The sequence below is a fragment of the Dactylosporangium sp. NPDC000244 genome (assembly GCF_040300725.1).
In the GTDB taxonomy this organism is placed as follows: domain Bacteria; phylum Actinomycetota; class Actinomycetes; order Mycobacteriales; family Micromonosporaceae; genus Dactylosporangium.
Genome location: NZ_JBEPEH010000004.1, coordinates 301,940 through 317,453, shown reverse-complemented (window position 1 = coordinate 317,453; position 15,514 = coordinate 301,940). Strand labels below are relative to the sequence as shown.

Genomic DNA, 15,514 nt, shown 5'->3' with positions numbered 1-15,514 from the left:
ACCGCGCGCCTGACAGGATGGGCGGCATGGACCCCGATCCGATCCGTTCCGCCGTCGAGCAGGCGCCCTTCGTCCTGCTCGTCGCCGAGGGTCCCCAGCTGCGGATTCTCGGCGTCAGCCGGGCCACGCTGGCGATGACCGGCGAGCGGGACGTCATCGGCCGTCCGCTGCGCGAGGCGCTGTCCGATCTCGCCGGGCAGGGCTGGCTCGACGCCTACGACGAGGTGTACCGCACCGGCGTCCCCGTCGCCGGGCAGCGCTGGCGGGCGCATCTGACCCAGCCGGACGGCACGGTCCGCGAGTTCTACGCCGACTTCAGCATCAACCCGTGGCTCGAGCCGGACGGGACGGTCCGCGGCGTGATCGCGGGCGGCATCGACGTCACCGAGATCGTCCAGGCCCGCCTGGAGGCCGAGCGGGACGCGGACGACCTGCGCGAACAGTACCGTCAGGCCCGCGACGTCGTCGACGCGCTCCAGCAGGCCCTGCTGCCCCGCGGCCTGCCCCTGCTCCCGGGTGCCCGGGTCGCGGCGAGCTACCTGCTGGCCGGCGCCGGGACGGCCGCGGGAGGCGACTGGTTCGATGCCGTACCGCGCGCGACCGGCACCCTCGCGCTCGTCGTCGGCGACGTGGTCGGCCACGGGGTCGCCGCCTCGGGCGTGATGGGCCAGCTGCGGGCCGTGCTGCAGGACCGCCTCGACGACGGCGCCGGTCCGGCCGAGGCCCTCGCCGCCGCCGACCGGTTCGCGCGCCGGGTGCCCGGGGCCCGGGCCGCGACCGTCTGCGTCGCGGTGCTGGACACCACGAGCGGCGCCGTCGAGTACTGCACCGCCGGCCACCCGCCCCCGCTGCTCGTCACCGCCGCGGGGGAGCCGCGTTTCCTGGCCCCGTCCGGCGCCGGCCCGCTCGGCACGGGCGGCACCTTCCCCGTCGCCACCGCGCGGCTGGACGTCGGCGACGTGCTGCTGCTGTACAGCGACGGCATCGTCGAACGCCCCGGCCGCACGGTCGCCGCCGCCTCCGACGAGTTCGCCCGGGTCGCGGCCGACGCGGTTGCCGGGCGGGCCCTGCACGCGCCCGACGTGACCCCGGCCGAGCGCGCCTGCACCCAGACCGTCGAGCTGCTCGTGCGGACCACCGGCTACCGCGACGACATCACGCTGCTCGCCGCGCAGCGCACGGTGCCCGTCGAGCCGATGCGCACCGACGTCCCCGCCGACCTGACCCGCCTCGGCGCCCTGCGCAAGACGCTCGGCTCCTGGCTCGAGGCCGTCGCCGTGACCGGGGAGGACGCGTTCGCCGTCCAGCACGCGGTGGGCGAGGTGGCCACGAACGCGGTCGAGCACGCCCCGCCCGGCGGCAGCGTCGCGGTCACGGCCCGCCTCACCCCGCTCGGCGTCGCCGAGATCACGGTGGCGGGCCCGGGCCCGTGGCGCGAACCCCGGCGGGTCTCCGAGCGCGGCCGCGGCCTGGCCCTGTCCTCGCAGCTCGTGGACGAGCTCACGATGGATCGTTCCGGCCGCGGTACCGTCGCGACGCTCCGTCACCGCGTCACCCGCCCCGCCGCCCTGCTGGGCGCGGCCGGACCCGGGCCCGCGGACGTCGCGGAGCCGGACGAAGACATGTCCATTGTGGACTCGCAGGACGGCTCGACGGTCCTCGTCGCCGGCCCGGTCGACGCCGCGACGGCCGAGCGGCTGCAGCACGAGCTGCTGTACCGCTCGCGCGGCGGCACGGTGCCGCTGACCGCCGACCTGTCCGGCGTGACCCACCTGGCCAGCGCCGGGGTCGCGGCCCTGCACGCGATCGCGGCCCGGCACCGCGCCCACGACACCGCGCTCACGCTGCTGGCCCCGCCCGGCAGCCCGGCCCGGCACGTGCTCGCCCTGGTCGCACTCCCGCACACCTGACCGCTCCCGCGCCGGAGGTACCTATGATCACGCCCGCGCTCCGGCGCAATGTCACCGCCACGTGGGGCGAGCCCGGCGCCCGCTGGCTCGACGAGCTGCCCGCGACCGTCGCCGCCGTGGCCGGCGACTGGGGGCTGACCGTCGGGGCGCCGTTCGACCTGTCGTACCACTACGTCGCGGCGGCCACCACCGCCGACGGCGAGCCGGCGGTGCTCAAGCTCGGGGTGCCGGGCGGCGGGTCGCTGGCGGATGAGTCGCGGGCGCTCGCGGCGTTCGGCGGGCGGGGCGCGGTACACCTGCTGCGGTCGGATCTCGAGCGCGGCGCCCTGCTGATCGAGCGCGCCGTGCCGGGCGTGCGGGCCCGCGACGTGCCCGACGCCGAGGCGACCGCGGCCGTGGCGGAGGCCATGCGCGCCCTGCACGTGCCCGTGCCGGAGCGTCCGGCGCGCGGCCGTCCGGCGATCGCGGCCGTGGCCGACGCGATGCGCGCCCCGCATGCGCCGGTCCCGCAGCGTCCGGCGCCCGGTCGTCCGGCGATCGCGGCCGTGGCCGACGCCATGCGCGCCCCGCACGCGCCCGCCCCGGTTCCGGCCCCGGCCCCGGCGGCGCCCGTGCTGCCGGACGTGCTCGGGCAGGCGCGCGCGTTCGACGCCCACCTGGCCCGGTTCCCCGGCGACGACCCGCTGCCGCGCGCGTTCGTGTCCACCGCGGCCGGGCTCATGCGCGAGCTCTGTGCGTCGGCCCCGTCCCGGGTGCTCCTGCACGGCGACCTGCACCACGACAACCTGCTGTCCGCGCGGCGGGCCCCCTGGCTGGCGATCGACCCGCACGGGGTGAGCGGCGACCCGGGGTACGAGATCGGCTCCTGGCTCTTCAACCCCGACCCCGGCGACCGCGACCCGGCGCTGCTCGCCCTGGTGCCCGGCCGGCTCGAACGGCTCGCCGACGGGCTCGGGCAGCCGCTGGACCGCCTGGTGGCGTGGGGCTTCGTCAAGGCCGTGCTGTCCGACGTGTGGACGGCCGAGCACTGGAGCCCGGGCGACGCGTGGACCCCGGCGAGCCGCGGGCTCGACGTCGCCACGCTCCTGCGGCCCCGGCTGTCGTGACGTACCTCGCTTGCGCCTGATACCCCCCTGGGGTTTATCGTGACGTAGGCTGAAGGTACCCCCAGGGGGTACACGACACGAGGAGTGCGCGATGCTGACGACCTACACCGTGACCGGGATGACCTGTTCGCACTGCGTCAACGCGGTGACCGAGGAGCTCGGGCGCCTCGAGGGCGTCTCCGCCGTCGAGGTCGACCTGCCGACCGGCGCCGTGACGGTGACCAGCGACCGCCCGCTCGACCCGGCGGCGGTGCGCGAGGCCGTCGACGAGGCCGGCTACGCGGTGGCGGGCTGAGCCGTGCCCACCCTGAGCGCGCCGGCCCGGCTCGGCGCGTACGCCGCCGGGCTGGCGGGACTGTTCGCGGTCGCGTTCGGCGCGGGCCACCTGGCCGGCCCGGTCGCGCCGCCGCCCGCCCCGGCGCACGCGGACATGCAGCCGCACGCCGCCCACCTTCCCGCGGGCCTGCAGATCGCCGAGGACGGCTACACGCTGGTGCCGCTGGTGCCCGAGCTGCGCGACGAGTTCCGGTTCCGCGTCGACGGGCCCGACGGCCGGCCGGTCACCGCGTACACCACCGCGCACGGCAAGGAGCTGCACCTCATCGTGGTGCGCCGCGACCTGAGCGGCTTCCGGCACCTGCACCCGGCGCGCGACGCGAGCGGGGTGTGGAGCGCGCCGGTGCCGCTGGCCGGGGCCGGGCCGTACCGGGCCTTCGCCGACTTCGTGCCCGCCGGCCGCGCCGAGGGGCTCACGCTCGGCGCCGACGTCGACGCGCCCGGCGACTACCGGCCCGTCCCGCTGCCGGCGCCGGCCCGGACCGCGAGCGTCGACGGGTACACGGTCACGCTCACCGGTGACCTGCACCCCGGCGCCGAGTCCCCGCTGGGCCTGCGCATCGAGCGCGGCGGGGCGCCGGTCACCGACCTGGAGCCGTACCTGGGCGCCTACGGGCACCTCGTCGCGCTCCGCCAGGGCGACCTCGCCTACCTGCACGTGCACCCCGAGCCGGGCGCGGCCGGGCCCGAGGTCAGGTTCACCGCGGAGGTGCCCTCGACCGGGCGGTACCGGCTCTACCTGGACTTCCAGCACGGCGGGACCGTGCACACCGCCGAGTTCACCGCGGAGGCGAGATGAGCACCGTGCAGCGCATCGAGCTGTCGATCGGCGGCATGACCTGCGCGTCGTGCGCGTCGCGGATCGAGAAGAAGCTCAACCGCCTCGACGGGGTCACCGCCTCGGTGAACTACGCGACCGAGACGGCGAGCGTGCAGTACCCGGCGACGGTCACGCCGGCCGACCTCGTCGCGACGGTCGAGCGGACCGGGTACACGGCCGCGTTCGCCGAGCCGGCCGCGGAGCCGGCCGCCGAGCCGCGCGACGAGCTCGACGACCTGCGGACCCGCCTGCTCGTCACCGCGGCGCTCAGCATCCCGGTCATCGTGCTGGCGATGGTGCCCGCGTGGCAGTTCACCTCCTGGCAGTGGGCCTCGCTCACGCTCGCCGCGCCCGTCGTCGTCTACGGGGGCTGGCCCTTCCACCGGGCCGCGTTCGTGAACCTGCGGCACGCGGCCGCCACGATGGACACGCTGGTCTCCGTCGGTACCGTGGCCGCCTTCGGCTGGTCGCTGTGGGCGCTGTTCCTCGGCAGCGCGGGCGAGCCCGGGATGACCCACCCGTTCACGTTCGCGATCGAGCGCACCGACGGCAGCGGCGACATCTACCTCGAGGCCGCCGCCGGCGTGACCCTGTTCCTGCTGGCCGGGCGGTACTTCGAGGCCCGCGCCAAGCGCCGCGCCGGCTCCGCGCTGCGCATGGTGCTCGAGCTCGGCGCCAAGGACGCCGCGGTGCTGCGCGACGGCGCCGAGCACCGGGTGCCGGTCGCGGGGCTGCGGGTCGGGGACCGGTTCGTGGTGCGGCCGGGCGAGAAGATCGCCACCGACGGCGTCGTGGAGGAGGGCAGCTCCGCGGTCGACGCGAGCCTGCTCACCGGCGAGTCCGTGCCGGTCGAGGTCGGGCCGGGCGCCGCCGTCACCGGCGCGACCGTCAACGCCGGCGGCCGCCTGCTCGTGCGGGCCACCCGCGTCGGCGCCGACACCCAGCTCGCCCGCATGGCCGAGCTCGTCCGGCAGGCCCAGAGCGGCAAGGCCGCCGTGCAGCGCCTCGCCGACCGCATCTCCGGCGTGTTCGTCCCCGTCGTCATCGCGCTCGCCGTGGCCACGCTCGGCTTCCGGCTCGGTACCGGCGGCGGCGCCACGGCCGCGTTCACCGCCGCCGTCGCCGTGCTCATCATCGCCTGCCCGTGCGCGCTCGGCCTGGCCACGCCGACCGCGCTGCTCGTCGGCACCGGCCGCGGCGCGCAGCTCGGCGTGCTCATCAAGGGCCCCGAGGTGCTCGAGCAGACCCGGCGGGTGGACACGATCGTGCTGGACAAGACCGGCACCGTCACCACCGGCCGCCTCACGCTGCTGGGCGTCGACCCTCGCCCCGGCGAGGACGCGGCCGAGATCCTGCGGCTGGCCGGCGCGGTGGAGCACGCGTCGGAGCACCCGGTGGCCCGGGCGGTGGCCCGAGCGGCTTCCGAGGCCTCGGTACTGCCCGCCGTCACCGACTTCCGCAACGTCCCCGGCCTCGGCGTGCAAGGAACCGTCGACGGCCGCGCGGTCCTCGTCGGGCGCGCCGGTCTGCTGCGCTCCCACGGCATCGACACCGACGCCGACGGCATCCTCGTCGCGTGGGACGGCGCCGTGCGGGGCGGCCTGCGCGTCGCGGACGCCGTGAAGCCGACGAGCGCGGAGGCGGTACGGCGGCTGCGGTCCCTCGGCCTCACCCCCGTCCTGCTCACCGGCGACTCGCCCGAGGTGGCCCGGTCGGTCGCCGCCGAGGTCGGCATCGAGGAGGTCATCGCCGGGGTGCTGCCCGAGGGCAAGGTCGCCGCGGTGCGGGACCTGCAGGCCCGCGGCCGGGTGGTGGCCATGGCCGGCGACGGTGTCAACGACGCCGCGGCCCTGGCCCAGGCCGACCTCGGCCTCGCGATGGCCACCGGCGCCGACGCGGCCATCGAGGCGGCGGACCTGACCCTCGTGCGGCCCGACCTGCTCGCGGCCGCCGACGCCATCCGCCTCGCCCGCGCGACGCTGGGCACCATCCGCGGCAACCTCTTCTGGGCCTTCGCGTACAACGTGATCGGCCTGCCGGTGGCGGCGCTGGGCCTGCTGAACCCGATGCTGGCCGGCGCGGCGATGGCGTTGTCCTCGGTGTTCGTGGTGGCCAACAGCCTGCGGCTGCGCGCCTTCCGCTCGATCGCCGCCTGACCGCCGTCGCCGCCTGCCTACCCACCCGTCCGACGCGCCCGTGCGACGGTCGGGTGGGTGGGTGGGCGTGGCGCTCGGTCGCCGGGTCGTGGTCCGGCCGTGCGATTCAGCCGTGTGATCGTCGCTGGCGGGCGTGGGCGCTCGGTCGCCGGGTTGTAGTCCGGCCGTGCGATTCGGCGTCTCGGGCCCGTCGGCCGATGGGTGTTCGGGCGCGGTTTTTGTCGTACCCCGTGGCTAAGGTGCGGCCATGAACGCCCTCGACGTGACCGCTGCGGTCCGCCCGCTCGCCGATGCCGCCGCCTTGGCCGTGCGCCTGCTGACCGCCCGCTCCTCGGAGCCGGTCCACGCCGCCGTCCTGCTCCACGCCGCCGGCACGACCCTGACCCTGACGGCAACGGACGGCTCCCTGACCGTCCACCTGGAGGTCGAGGCCACGGTGCACACACCGGGCCAGGCCCTGATCTCCCGCCGAGGCCTGGCCGAAACGCTGACCGCGCTGCCGTCCCCGGAATCCCGGCTCGTAGCCGAAGGCTCCCGCCTGGCCGTGAAGGTCCCGGGCGCCCGCTTCGCGCTCCCGATCCTCGCCACCACCGCCGAGTCCCCGGCCACGCCGCCGCCCGGCAGGGTCCACGCCACGGCCCCGCTCGGCAACGAACCCCGACCACCGGCCACGTCCGCACCGGCCCTGCCCCCGACCGGTGACTCGGCCCCGGGCGGTGACTCGGCCCCGGGCGGTGACTCGGCCCCGGACAGTGGCCTGGCTTCGGGCGGTGGCCCGACTGCAGGTGACGGTTTGGCGTCGGGTGCCGGCTCGGGTGCGGGCGGGGGCCGAGCCCTTGGCGGTGGCTGGGCGTCGGACGGTGGCCGGGCGCCGGACGGTGGCCGGGGTTCCGGTGGTGGCCTGGCCCGGCGCGGCGCCTGGTCCTCGGCGCCAGCGCTGCCGCCCGAGGCAGCCCGCGTCGACGGCCCGTCGCTGCGTGCGGCCGCCGCCGCCGTGGCCGGGGCCGCCTCACGCGAGCACGCCCTGCCCATCTTCACCGGCGTGCGGTTCCGTGCCACCGGCGAGACCCTGACCCTCCTGGCCACGGATCGCTACCGCCTGGCGGTGGCGACCGTCCCGGCCGTCTCCACCCCGTTCGAGGCCCTGATCCCCGCCTCCCTCCTGACCCGCGTCGCCCCGGTCCTGGGCCGCGCCGGCTCCGTCGCCCTGCACGCCAGCGGCGATCTGTTCGCCCTGTCCTGGCCCGGCGGCAGTGTGGTCACCCCGACCCTCGGCGACGCGTACCCCGATGCGCAGTTCGAGCGGCTCCTCGACGTGGAACCCGAGTGCGTGCTCGAGCTCGACGCCGACTCCCTCGCCGCCGCCGTCGAGCGGGCCGCGGGCTATGCCGGTGAGCACGGGCGGGTGACGCTGCAGAGCATCGAGGGGGCGGTGCTGGTCCGGGCCGCCGATCCGCTGCGGGGCGAGTCGGAGGAGAGCGTCAAGGCCGCGGTGCGCTCGGGGCAGGCCACCCGCGCCTATCAGGCCCGGCTGCTGGCCGAGGCGCTGCACGCCTTCGCCGGCGCGACCGTGACCGTGCGCATCCAGGCGGCGCTGCGTGCCACGGAACTGAGCGCGCCGGCGTCGGGGCTTCGTTACTTGGTCGTCCCGATGCGTGCGCCCGGTCAGTGCTGAGCATGCGTGATCGTGCGCATTCCGGCGGCGCTGCGCGCCATGGAACGCGGCGCTGCGCGCCATGGAACTGAGCGCGGCGGCGTCGGGGCTTCGTTACCTGGTCGTCCCGATGCGCGCGCCCGGTCAGCCCTGAGCGCGCGTGGCGTGCGCATCCAGGTGGCCCGGCTCGCGTGGTGGAGTGTCACCCGCCGGGCCACTCGTCCAGGAGGTGTAGGCGGATCAGGGCCGCGTGGGACAGCGGCTTGGACAGGTCGGACACGTCGCCGTTGGTGGTGTAGTCCAGCAGGGCGACCGGGCCGGCGGCGGCCAGGCGGCGCAGCTGGTTCAGCTCGGCGGTGAGGTTGTGGGCGAGGACGTGGCGGTAGGAGGGCAGGTAGATGCGGCGGCGGGCGGTCTCGTAGTCCAGCAGGGCGGTGCCGTCCAGGCCGGCGCGGTGGCCGCGCACGGGACCGTAGCGGCGCACGGTGCGCTTCAGGCCGGTCATGCGCGTCGCCTGCAGCAGGGGGCGGTCCACGTCGGCGGACTCGAAGACCTTCAGGGCCTGCCAGATCGCCTCGACGGAGGTGCCGGTCGTGCCCGGGCTCAGGGGGGACCGGGATGCCGCCGTGGGGGTAGAACGGGCTGAACCGGACCCACGGGTGCGGACCGCGTGAGGTGACGTCGACGACGGTGGCGGTGGCCGCGGCGGCGGTGTGACGGCCATGGTGCACGACCCGGATCTCCATGCCCCGCATCCTGCCCCAGGGGTACGACATTTTCCCGCGACGCAGAGCGCCGCGACCGCCCGAAGCCGTGAGCAGGCAAGGCCGGAAACCGCTCGGGAAAATCGCCCGGCAACGCTGCGTGCGAAGCGCGCTCCGGAACGCGCGGGATGCCGCTCGCGAAACGCGTGAGCGACAGCCCGGGAAGCAAGCCCGGAACGGCCCGGAAGCCGGTGCGGTTTTCGGCGCGCGTGTGGTGGGTACGCCGTGGACGCGATGAAGGAGGAAGATGTGCCGCAGCACGACATGCGCCTGCAGTTCACGCTCGAGCTCCCGCGCGACGCCGCTCTGGTCCGCGACGCCCGCCGGACGCTCGACGGCGCCCTCGCCGGGGCCGGCGTGACCCAGGAGTGCCGCGACGACATCCGGCTCGCCCTCACCGAGGCGTGCGGAAACGTCGTGTCCCACGCCAGCCTCGCCAGCGACTATCACATCGACGTGACGGTCGAGGGCGGCGAGTGCGTGATCGAGGTCACCGACGACGGCGGCGGGTTCGACCCGGCCCGGGCGCCGGTCGCCGAGCCCGTCCGGCCCGAGACCGAGCTCGGGCGGCTGGAGGAACACGGCCGCGGGCTGCACGTGCTCGCCGCGGTGGTCGAGAAGCTTGACGTGGTCTCCGTGGAGGACACCGGCACGCTGGTGCGGTTCAGCAAACACCTCCAGTGGGACCCGTCTGGACGAGAGTAATCCGACGTTCGGACGTATGCTTGCCCGGACGAACGGCCGAACACTACGGATAGTGCACATAATCGTGACGGATGATGTCCCCGGCAGCGGGGCGTGGAGAAGGGGCGGGACGCCGATGCAGGTCACCTCGACGGTCGAGGGGTCGCGCGCCGTGGTCACGGCCAGCGGCGAGCTGGATGTCGCCACCGCCCCGGAGCTGCGCGCCTACCTGCACAAGGTGGTCGACGACGGGGCCACCACGCTGGTCGTCGACCTCAGCGACGTCGGGTTCCTCGACTCCACCACGCTCGGCGTGCTCATCAGCGTGCACAAGCGGCTGGCCGAGTCCGGCGGCGTGGTCGAGCTGGTCATCCCGCACGCGCGGCTGCTGCGCATCTTCCAGATCACCGGCCTCGACCGGGTGTTCACGATCCACAGCTCCCTAACCGGGGCCGCTGCCCAGTGACGGCGGGCCGTAGGCGGCGTTGAGCACCTGCATCGCCGCCCCGGCCGCGATCACGTCCCCGCCCAGCGCCGACACGGACACGGACACCGTGAGCCAGTCGGCGCGGGGCACCTGAGACCGCACGGCCGAGCCGACCGCGGACACGTAGACCGCGCGATGGCGCAGCAGGTCCGCGCCCGCCAGCACCACGTGCCCGACATCGGTCGTCTGCAACAGGTTGACGACCCCGATGCCGAGCAGCCGCGCGGCGAGGGGCACGTCGCCGCGGGCCACGGCCGCGTCGTGCAGCACCTCGAGGCACCCGGACCGCCCGCACACGCAGCGCGGCCCGTCGAACTGCACGACCGTGTGCCCGAACTCGCCCGCGTTCGTGTGCGCCCCGCGATACGCGGCGCCGCCCAGCCACAGCCCGGCCCCGATGCCGGACTCGACCATGATGAGCACCCCGTCGCGGAAGTCGCGGCCGCGGCGCCAGGCCTCCGCCGTCACGCCCGCGGTCACGTCCTTGTCGAGGTGTACGGCCACCCCCAGCCGCGCCGCCGCCAGTTCCCGCAGCGGCACGTCGTGCCAGTGCCGCAGCCGGTGCGCGTCGCGCACGATCCCGTTGGCGTGGTCGAGCGGCCCCACCATCCCGAGCCCCAGCCCGGCGATGCGCGCGGGGTCGACGGGGTGGCGCCGCAGCAGCTGCGCGCGCGCCGAGGCGACGGCGGTCAGCAGCTCGTCGGGCGTGAAGTCGGCCGGCAGCGGCTGCGACGAGCCGGCCAGCACCGAGCCGAGCAGGTCGGTGAGGACGAGCCGCACGCGGGTGCGGGCCACGTGCACCCCGATCGCGAAGCGGCTCGCGGCCACGATCCGGTAGATGGTCGCCGGCTTGCCGACCCCGCGGCGGCGCACCCCGCCCGGCTCGATCAGCCCCTCCGCGACCAGCCGCGCGAGCACCTTCGAGACCGCCTGCGGGGTGAGGCCGGTCGCGGCGGCGACGGACGCGCGGTCGAACTCGGGCATGGTCCGGGCGAGGCCGACCACCAGCGCGTCGTTGTACCCGCGCAGATAGCCGAGGCCGGCGCCGGGCGTGTCCATGGCCACAGTCTATAACGCAACAGCGTTGCTAAACTGTCCCGCGTGGATGACCTGACCGCGGTGCGCCGCTATACCGCACTGGCGGCCCTGTCCCTGGGCGGTTTCGGCATCGGCCTGACCGAGTTCGTGGCCATGGGCCTGCTGCCCGACATCTCGCGGGATCTCCTGCCGCAGCTGTACTCCCAGTCGCCCGCCAAAGCCGTGGCGCACGGCGGCTGGATGATCACCGCGTACGCGCTGGGCGTGGTCGTGGGCGCTCCCACGATCGCGGCCCTGACCGCGCGGCTGCCCCGCAAGACGCTGGTCGTCGGGCTGCTCGGGCTCTTCACGTTCGGTACCGTGGCATCCGCTCTCGCTCCTGGTTTCGGCCTCGTGCTGGTCGCGCGGTTCGTGGCCGCCCTGCCCCACGGCGCCTACTTCGGCGCGGCCGGGCTCCTCGCGGCGGCCATCCTCGGCCCGGGCAGCCAGGCCAAGGGCTTCGCCGCGGTCCTCGGCGGGCTCACCGCCGCGAACGTCTTCGGCGTCCCGCTCATCACGCGGCTCGGGCAGGCGGCCGGCTGGCGGCCCGCGTACCTCGCGATCGCCGCCATGTTCGCCCTCACGCTCGTGTTCGTCGCGCTCACCGTGCCCCGCCAGCCCGCCGACCCGGCCGGATCGCCGCGCGCCGAGCTGCGCGCGTTCCGTAAACCGCAGGTGTGGCTCGTGGCGGTCACCGCGGCCCTCGGCTTCGGCGGGTTCTTCGCCATCGACAGCTACATCGCGCCGGTGACCACGCACGTCGCCGGGCTCGGCGAGAGCTCCGTGCCCTGGGTGCTGGTCGCGGTCGGCCTCGGCATGACGGTCGGCAACGCCCTCGGCGGATGGGCGTCGGACCGCAACCTGCGCCGCAGCCTGCTGTCCGGGTTCGTCGTGTTCATCGTGAGCATGGCGGCGTTCGCGGTGCTCGCCCACAACCGGTACACGCTCTTCGCCGGCGCCTTCCTCATCGGCGCCGCCGGGCTGTTCCTCGGCCCGGCGATGCAGTCGCGGCTCATCGGGGTCGCGCCGGGCGCGCAGCTCATGGGCGCCGCGGTGAACCAGTCGGCGATGAACATCGCGAACAGCCTCGGCGCGGCGCTGGGCGGCCTGGTGATCGCGGCCGGCTGGGGGTACATCGCGCCGAGCTGGGTCGGCGTCGGCCTGGGCGTGCTCGGGCTCGGCCTGGCCGCGGTGAGCTTCGGCCTCGAGGCGCGCTCGTCGCGCCGAGCCGCCGGGCAACCGGAGCCGGAGCTTCAGCGGGTGCGGTAGCGCACGCGTTGCGTCGGGCGGAAGGGGCCCAGGACCAGGCCCCGGTTCGCGCCGCCGCGGACCGCGAACTGGGCGCCGGGCCGCATCGCGACGCCGTAGATGCGCACCGGGCGGCGGACCTCGTAGAGCGGCGAGAACGGCGGCTCGAAGTAGCAGGTGTCGCCGACCTGCGGCACGTGGTACCACAGATCGCCCGTCTGCAGGCACGTGTCGATCTGGGCCTGGATCGCCAGGGTCGCGGCCGGGTTCGGGTCGGTGCGCCACATCTCGACGAGCGCGTGGCGGGCGTGCGGGTCCTGCTTCCAGCGGGTCAGCGTCGCCCGGTCGGTCATGCACCACACGTCGAAGCGCGGCCCGGCCAGCAGTGACGGCATCGCCGCGAGCTGACCGACCCGGAACCACAGCTCCAGGGCCTGCTTGAGGTTCTGCTCGATGAGCTCGTGCAGCCCGGCGTGGTGGCGCCCGGTGCGCAGCCCGGCCGCGTAGTCCACCGCCGCCGAGGCCGCCGCGGTGTCCTGGTGCAGCCGGTTGACGGCGGACTCGTACTGCGGCGGCACCCCGGTCTTGACCAGCGCGTGCAGGGTCACCTCGACGTGCTCGCGCACCGGCGTCACCGCGGCCTGCAGCGCCGTGAGGTGCTCCGGCGGGCAGGTGAGCACCTCCGCCCACGCCGGCAGCGGCGCGGGCAGGACCGTGTGCATGGCGATGTCGTACTCCGGGTTGGCCCGCGCCTGCCGGGCCCGCGACACCCAGTCGCCGACCGCGTGCAGCCAGGCGGCCGCCTGGTCGTAGGTGACCGGCGGCACGTAGCCGGCGGTGCCCGGGCGCGCCGCGTAGTCCGCGTCGAGGAACGTCTCGCCGAGGGTCTGCAGCACGAACGCGTTCCACGCCGCGAGCAGCTGGCTCGCCGCGGCCGGGGGCGCGTTCCACAGGCTCGGCAGCTGGTCGCGCAGCGTGTCGGCGGCCAGCAGCTCGTCGTACGCCACCCGCCCGGCCGAACGCAGGGCCTCCAGGTAGACCGTGTCCCGCTCGCCCGCCAGCCCCGCGCGCAGGCGCGTCAGGAAACCGGGCTGCTGGGGATCGGACACCACCACAAGGTAACGCCTGGCGGCCACCTCAGCCGGCTCGCGCGGACGGGGTGTCCACCTCCGTGAGCTCGCCCATGTCGACCCCGGCCTGCGCCAACAGCTCCGCGACCCGCCCGATGGTCAAAAAGTCGACGATGTTCTCGCCGTGGATGAGGCGGTACCAGCGGGAGCCGCTCGGGTGCCGCACGACCTCGACGCGCCAGGCGCCGCCGGGCGTCTGCATCGCGCCGATGACCTTCACGCAGCGAGGCTACTTCGCGGCCTGACCTGCACAAAGGCCGGCTCGGCAACTACGCCGGTGTAATTTCAGTTCCCCGTGTTCGAGCGGGTCCCGGTGCCGCGCGGGCAGCGGCCGGTGCTCAGCACCGTGCCGGTGGTGGCGTCGAGCAGGATGTACGTGTCGTTCTGCACGAGATTCAGCCGGCCGCCGGGGCGCGGGATGCCGGTGCAGTAGCTCGGCAGCGGCAGCGGGCGGCCCCCGCTGAACGGCATCGGCGCCGTGCCCTGCGGCAGCCCGACGGCGAGGGCCAGGGCCAGCATCACGAGCAGCCGGACGGCGGGGGTGCGCCGGCTGATCGGCGCGCGGGCAGCCGCCGGCCGCGAGTCCTGCGGGCCCGGCGCCGCGTCGAGGTCGATGACACTCATCACCGTCGAGCTTAACCTTGGGGGCGATGTTCTACTTCGTGTACTGCGCCGACCGGCCCGGCTCCGCCGCGCTGCGGGACGAGCTGGCCGAGGCGCACTGGGCGTACATGGACGGATTCGCGCAGCAGCTGTACGCGCGCGGCCCGACCCTCACCGCGGACGGCGAGACGGCCACGGGCAGCCTGCACATCGCCGATCTGCCGTCGCACGACGCGGCCCGCGCGTTCGGGGAGCTCGAGCCGAACTGGCGCGCCGGGGTGTATTCGTCGATGGCGGTGTACCGCTTCGAGGACCTGCTCGGCCGGTCCATGTGGGCGTTCCCCGGCCCCGGTGGCCCCCGGTTCCTCGTCGTCGCCCTCGGCCCAGGCGACGCCGGCGCGGTCGACCGGGCGGGAGACGGGCTGATCGTGCTCGGCCGCCTGCGCCCGGCCGGCGACGGCGCGCCCCTCGGGGTCGCCGCCTGCGTGCAGGCGCCGGACGCGGCCACGGCCGCCGCGGCGCTGGCCGGGTTCGCGGCCGACGAGCTCACCGTGCGCCCGTGGCGCTTCGGCGGCCGGCCGGCCGCGGAGGACTGATTCGGGGAAGTCGGACGCACCCTGTCAGGTTTTCCTGCGAGGTTGAGGGCATGACCCAGAACCGCATCGCGCTCGTCGCCGGGGCCACCCGCGGCGCGGGCCGGCAGATCGCCGTCCAGCTCGGCGCCCTCGGCGCGACCGTCTACTGCACCGGCCGTACCACGCGGACGCAGGCCTCCGAGTACGGGCGGCCCGAGACGATCGAGGACACCGCCGAACTCGTCACCGCCGCGGGCGGCACCGGCATCGCGATCCGGGCCGACCACCTCGACCCGGCCCAGGTCCGCGCGGTCGTGGACCGCATCGACGCCGAGCACGGGCGCCTCGACGTGCTCGTCAACGACATCTGGGGCGCCGAGGGCATGTTCGCCTGGGACAAGAAGCTGTGGGAGGACGACCTCGAGCGCGGGCAGCGGCTGCTGCGCCTGGCCGTCGACACCCACATCATCACCAGCCACGCGGCGCTGCCGCTGCTCGTGCGCAACCCCGGCGGGCTCGTGGTGGAGATGACCGACGGCACGGCCGAGTACAACCACCGCCGGTACCGTGTCTCCTTCTTCTACGACCTGGCGAAGGCCTCGGTGAACCGGATGGCGTTCGCGCTGTCCGAGGAACTGCGCTCCGTCGGCGGCACCGCGGTGTCGGTCACGCCCGGCTTCCTGCGCTCCGAGCTCATGCTCGAGCACTTCGGCGTCACCGAGGCGACGTGGCGCGACGGCATCGCCAAGGACGCGCACTTCGCGATGTCGGAGTCGCCGGTGTACGTCGGGCGCGGTGTCGCCGCCCTGGCTTACGACCCGGACAAGGCGCGCTTCAACGGCGCGTCGCTGTCGAGCGCGGGCCTCGCGAAGGAGTACGGCCTGACCGACGAGGACGGCAGCGCGCCGGACTTCTGGGCGTACGAGCAGGGCGGCTTCACCCGCCCCGAGGACTACCGTTAGCC

16 protein-coding genes and 1 pseudogene are annotated in these 15,514 nt (G+C 75.3%); 11 read left to right on the top strand and 6 right to left on the bottom strand.

The window, feature by feature from the left end; genetic code table 11:
* Positions 1-26: 26 nt before the first annotated feature.
* The 6 genes from ABT369_RS08060 to ABT369_RS08035 all read left to right on the top strand — a co-directional run bounded on the left by ABT369_RS08060 (position 27) and on the right by ABT369_RS08035 (position 8,003).
* On the top strand, positions 27-1,910 hold the full coding sequence (locus ABT369_RS08060) for a SpoIIE family protein phosphatase (protein ID WP_350610978.1): 1,884 nt from the start codon (positions 27-29) through the stop codon (positions 1,908-1,910).
* 23 nt (positions 1,911-1,933) lie between these two features.
* Positions 1,934-3,016, top strand: coding sequence for an aminoglycoside phosphotransferase family protein (locus ABT369_RS08055; protein ID WP_350610977.1), 1,083 nt, complete (start codon positions 1,934-1,936; stop codon positions 3,014-3,016).
* Between the two features lie 91 nt (positions 3,017-3,107).
* A complete protein-coding gene (locus ABT369_RS08050; RefSeq protein WP_350610976.1) occupies positions 3,108-3,311 on the top strand; it encodes a heavy-metal-associated domain-containing protein in 204 nt (67 codons plus the stop codon).
* Between the two features lie 3 nt (positions 3,312-3,314).
* Positions 3,315-4,151, top strand: coding sequence for a DUF8832 domain-containing protein (locus ABT369_RS08045; RefSeq protein WP_350610975.1), 837 nt, complete (start codon positions 3,315-3,317; stop codon positions 4,149-4,151).
* Complete coding sequence (locus tag ABT369_RS08040) at positions 4,148-6,328, top strand: heavy metal translocating P-type ATPase (RefSeq protein ID WP_350610974.1); 2,181 nt, start codon at positions 4,148-4,150, stop codon at positions 6,326-6,328. Before ABT369_RS08045 ends, ABT369_RS08040 begins: the two co-directional genes overlap by 4 nt.
* A 247-nt stretch (positions 6,329-6,575) precedes the next feature.
* Positions 6,576-8,003 carry a DNA polymerase III subunit beta family protein gene (locus ABT369_RS08035; protein ID WP_350610973.1) on the top strand — a complete coding sequence of 476 codons (1,428 nt, stop codon included), beginning with the start codon at positions 6,576-6,578 and terminating at the stop codon, positions 8,001-8,003.
* A 181-nt stretch (positions 8,004-8,184) separates the two neighbouring features.
* Here ABT369_RS08035 and ABT369_RS57935 read toward each other — a convergent pair whose 3' ends face one another.
* Together ABT369_RS57935 and ABT369_RS57930 are read right to left on the bottom strand one after the other, a co-directional pair.
* Positions 8,185-8,706: a DUF6939 family protein gene (locus ABT369_RS57935; protein ID WP_502891714.1), complete on the bottom strand. Its 522-nt coding sequence runs from the start codon at positions 8,704-8,706 to the stop codon at positions 8,185-8,187.
* Positions 8,606-9,007 (bottom strand): annotated as a pseudogene (locus tag ABT369_RS57930) (DUF6939 family protein); the annotation flags it as partial. The gene ABT369_RS57935 and the pseudogene ABT369_RS57930, both read right to left, overlap by 101 nt.
* Here ABT369_RS57930 and ABT369_RS08025 point away from each other — a divergent pair.
* Together ABT369_RS08025 and ABT369_RS08020 are read left to right on the top strand one after the other, a co-directional pair.
* A complete protein-coding gene (locus tag ABT369_RS08025) occupies positions 8,981-9,451 on the top strand; it encodes an ATP-binding protein (protein ID WP_350611065.1) in 471 nt (156 codons plus the stop codon). The pseudogene ABT369_RS57930 and the gene ABT369_RS08025 overlap by 27 nt on opposite strands.
* Before the next feature lie 64 nt (positions 9,452-9,515).
* Positions 9,516-9,896, top strand: coding sequence for an STAS domain-containing protein (locus ABT369_RS08020; RefSeq protein WP_502891713.1), 381 nt, complete (start codon positions 9,516-9,518; stop codon positions 9,894-9,896).
* Here ABT369_RS08020 and ABT369_RS08015 read toward each other — a convergent pair.
* Positions 9,873-10,976: an ROK family transcriptional regulator gene (locus tag ABT369_RS08015; RefSeq protein ID WP_350610971.1), complete on the bottom strand. Its 1,104-nt coding sequence runs from the start codon at positions 10,974-10,976 to the stop codon at positions 9,873-9,875. The genes ABT369_RS08020 and ABT369_RS08015 overlap by 24 nt on opposite strands.
* Positions 10,977-11,018: 42 nt before the next feature.
* Between ABT369_RS08015 and ABT369_RS08010 the strand changes: the two genes are divergently transcribed.
* The gene (locus ABT369_RS08010; RefSeq protein WP_350610970.1) at positions 11,019-12,263 is read left to right on the top strand and encodes an MFS transporter; all 1,245 of its coding nucleotides are present in this window, start codon (positions 11,019-11,021) and stop codon (positions 12,261-12,263) included.
* Here ABT369_RS08010 and ABT369_RS08005 read toward each other — a convergent pair.
* From ABT369_RS08005 to ABT369_RS07995, 3 genes are all read right to left on the bottom strand, one after another.
* The gene (locus ABT369_RS08005; protein WP_350610969.1) at positions 12,248-13,351 is read right to left on the bottom strand and encodes a thiolase family protein; all 1,104 of its coding nucleotides are present in this window, start codon (positions 13,349-13,351) and stop codon (positions 12,248-12,250) included. The two genes, ABT369_RS08010 and ABT369_RS08005, sit on opposite strands and share 16 nt — an antisense overlap.
* A gap of 28 nt (positions 13,352-13,379) precedes the next feature.
* Entirely contained in the window at positions 13,380-13,592 is a 213-nt protein-coding gene (locus ABT369_RS08000) for a hypothetical protein (protein ID WP_350610968.1), read from the bottom strand.
* Between the two features lie 65 nt (positions 13,593-13,657).
* Positions 13,658-13,996, bottom strand: coding sequence for a hypothetical protein (locus tag ABT369_RS07995; protein WP_350610967.1), 339 nt, complete (start codon positions 13,994-13,996; stop codon positions 13,658-13,660).
* 26 nt (positions 13,997-14,022) lie between these two features.
* On the opposite strand from ABT369_RS07995, the gene ABT369_RS07990 reads away from it, so the two are divergent.
* Complete coding sequence (locus tag ABT369_RS07990; protein WP_350610966.1) at positions 14,023-14,571, top strand: YciI family protein; 549 nt, start codon at positions 14,023-14,025, stop codon at positions 14,569-14,571.
* 50 nt (positions 14,572-14,621) lie between these two features.
* Positions 14,622-15,512 (top strand): SDR family oxidoreductase, encoded by an 891-nt coding sequence (locus tag ABT369_RS07985; protein WP_350610965.1) that lies wholly within the window; start codon positions 14,622-14,624, stop codon positions 15,510-15,512.
* Positions 15,513-15,514 lie beyond the last annotated feature (2 nt).

Excerpts from the sequence above, each read along its gene's own strand:
- ABT369_RS08060 (WP_350610978.1), top strand. The coding sequence starts at position 27 with ATGGACCCCGATCCGATCCGTTCCGCCGTCGAGCAGGCGCCCTTCGTC.
- ABT369_RS08055 (WP_350610977.1), top strand. The coding sequence starts at position 1,934 with ATGATCACGCCCGCGCTCCGGCGCAATGTCACCGCCACGTGGGGCGAG.
- ABT369_RS08050 (WP_350610976.1), top strand. The coding sequence starts at position 3,108 with ATGCTGACGACCTACACCGTGACCGGGATGACCTGTTCGCACTGCGTC.
- ABT369_RS08040 (WP_350610974.1), top strand. The coding sequence starts at position 4,148 with ATGAGCACCGTGCAGCGCATCGAGCTGTCGATCGGCGGCATGACCTGC.
- ABT369_RS08035 (WP_350610973.1), top strand. The coding sequence starts at position 6,576 with ATGAACGCCCTCGACGTGACCGCTGCGGTCCGCCCGCTCGCCGATGCC.
- ABT369_RS57935 (WP_502891714.1), bottom strand. The coding sequence starts at position 8,706 with ATGGCCGTCACACCGCCGCCGCGGCCACCGCCACCGTCGTCGACGTCA.
- ABT369_RS08025 (WP_350611065.1), top strand. The coding sequence starts at position 8,981 with ATGAAGGAGGAAGATGTGCCGCAGCACGACATGCGCCTGCAGTTCACG.
- ABT369_RS08015 (WP_350610971.1), bottom strand. The coding sequence starts at position 10,976 with ATGGACACGCCCGGCGCCGGCCTCGGCTATCTGCGCGGGTACAACGAC.
- ABT369_RS07995 (WP_350610967.1), bottom strand. The coding sequence starts at position 13,996 with ATGAGTGTCATCGACCTCGACGCGGCGCCGGGCCCGCAGGACTCGCGG.
- ABT369_RS07990 (WP_350610966.1), top strand. The coding sequence starts at position 14,023 with ATGTTCTACTTCGTGTACTGCGCCGACCGGCCCGGCTCCGCCGCGCTG.
- ABT369_RS07985 (WP_350610965.1), top strand. The coding sequence starts at position 14,622 with ATGACCCAGAACCGCATCGCGCTCGTCGCCGGGGCCACCCGCGGCGCG.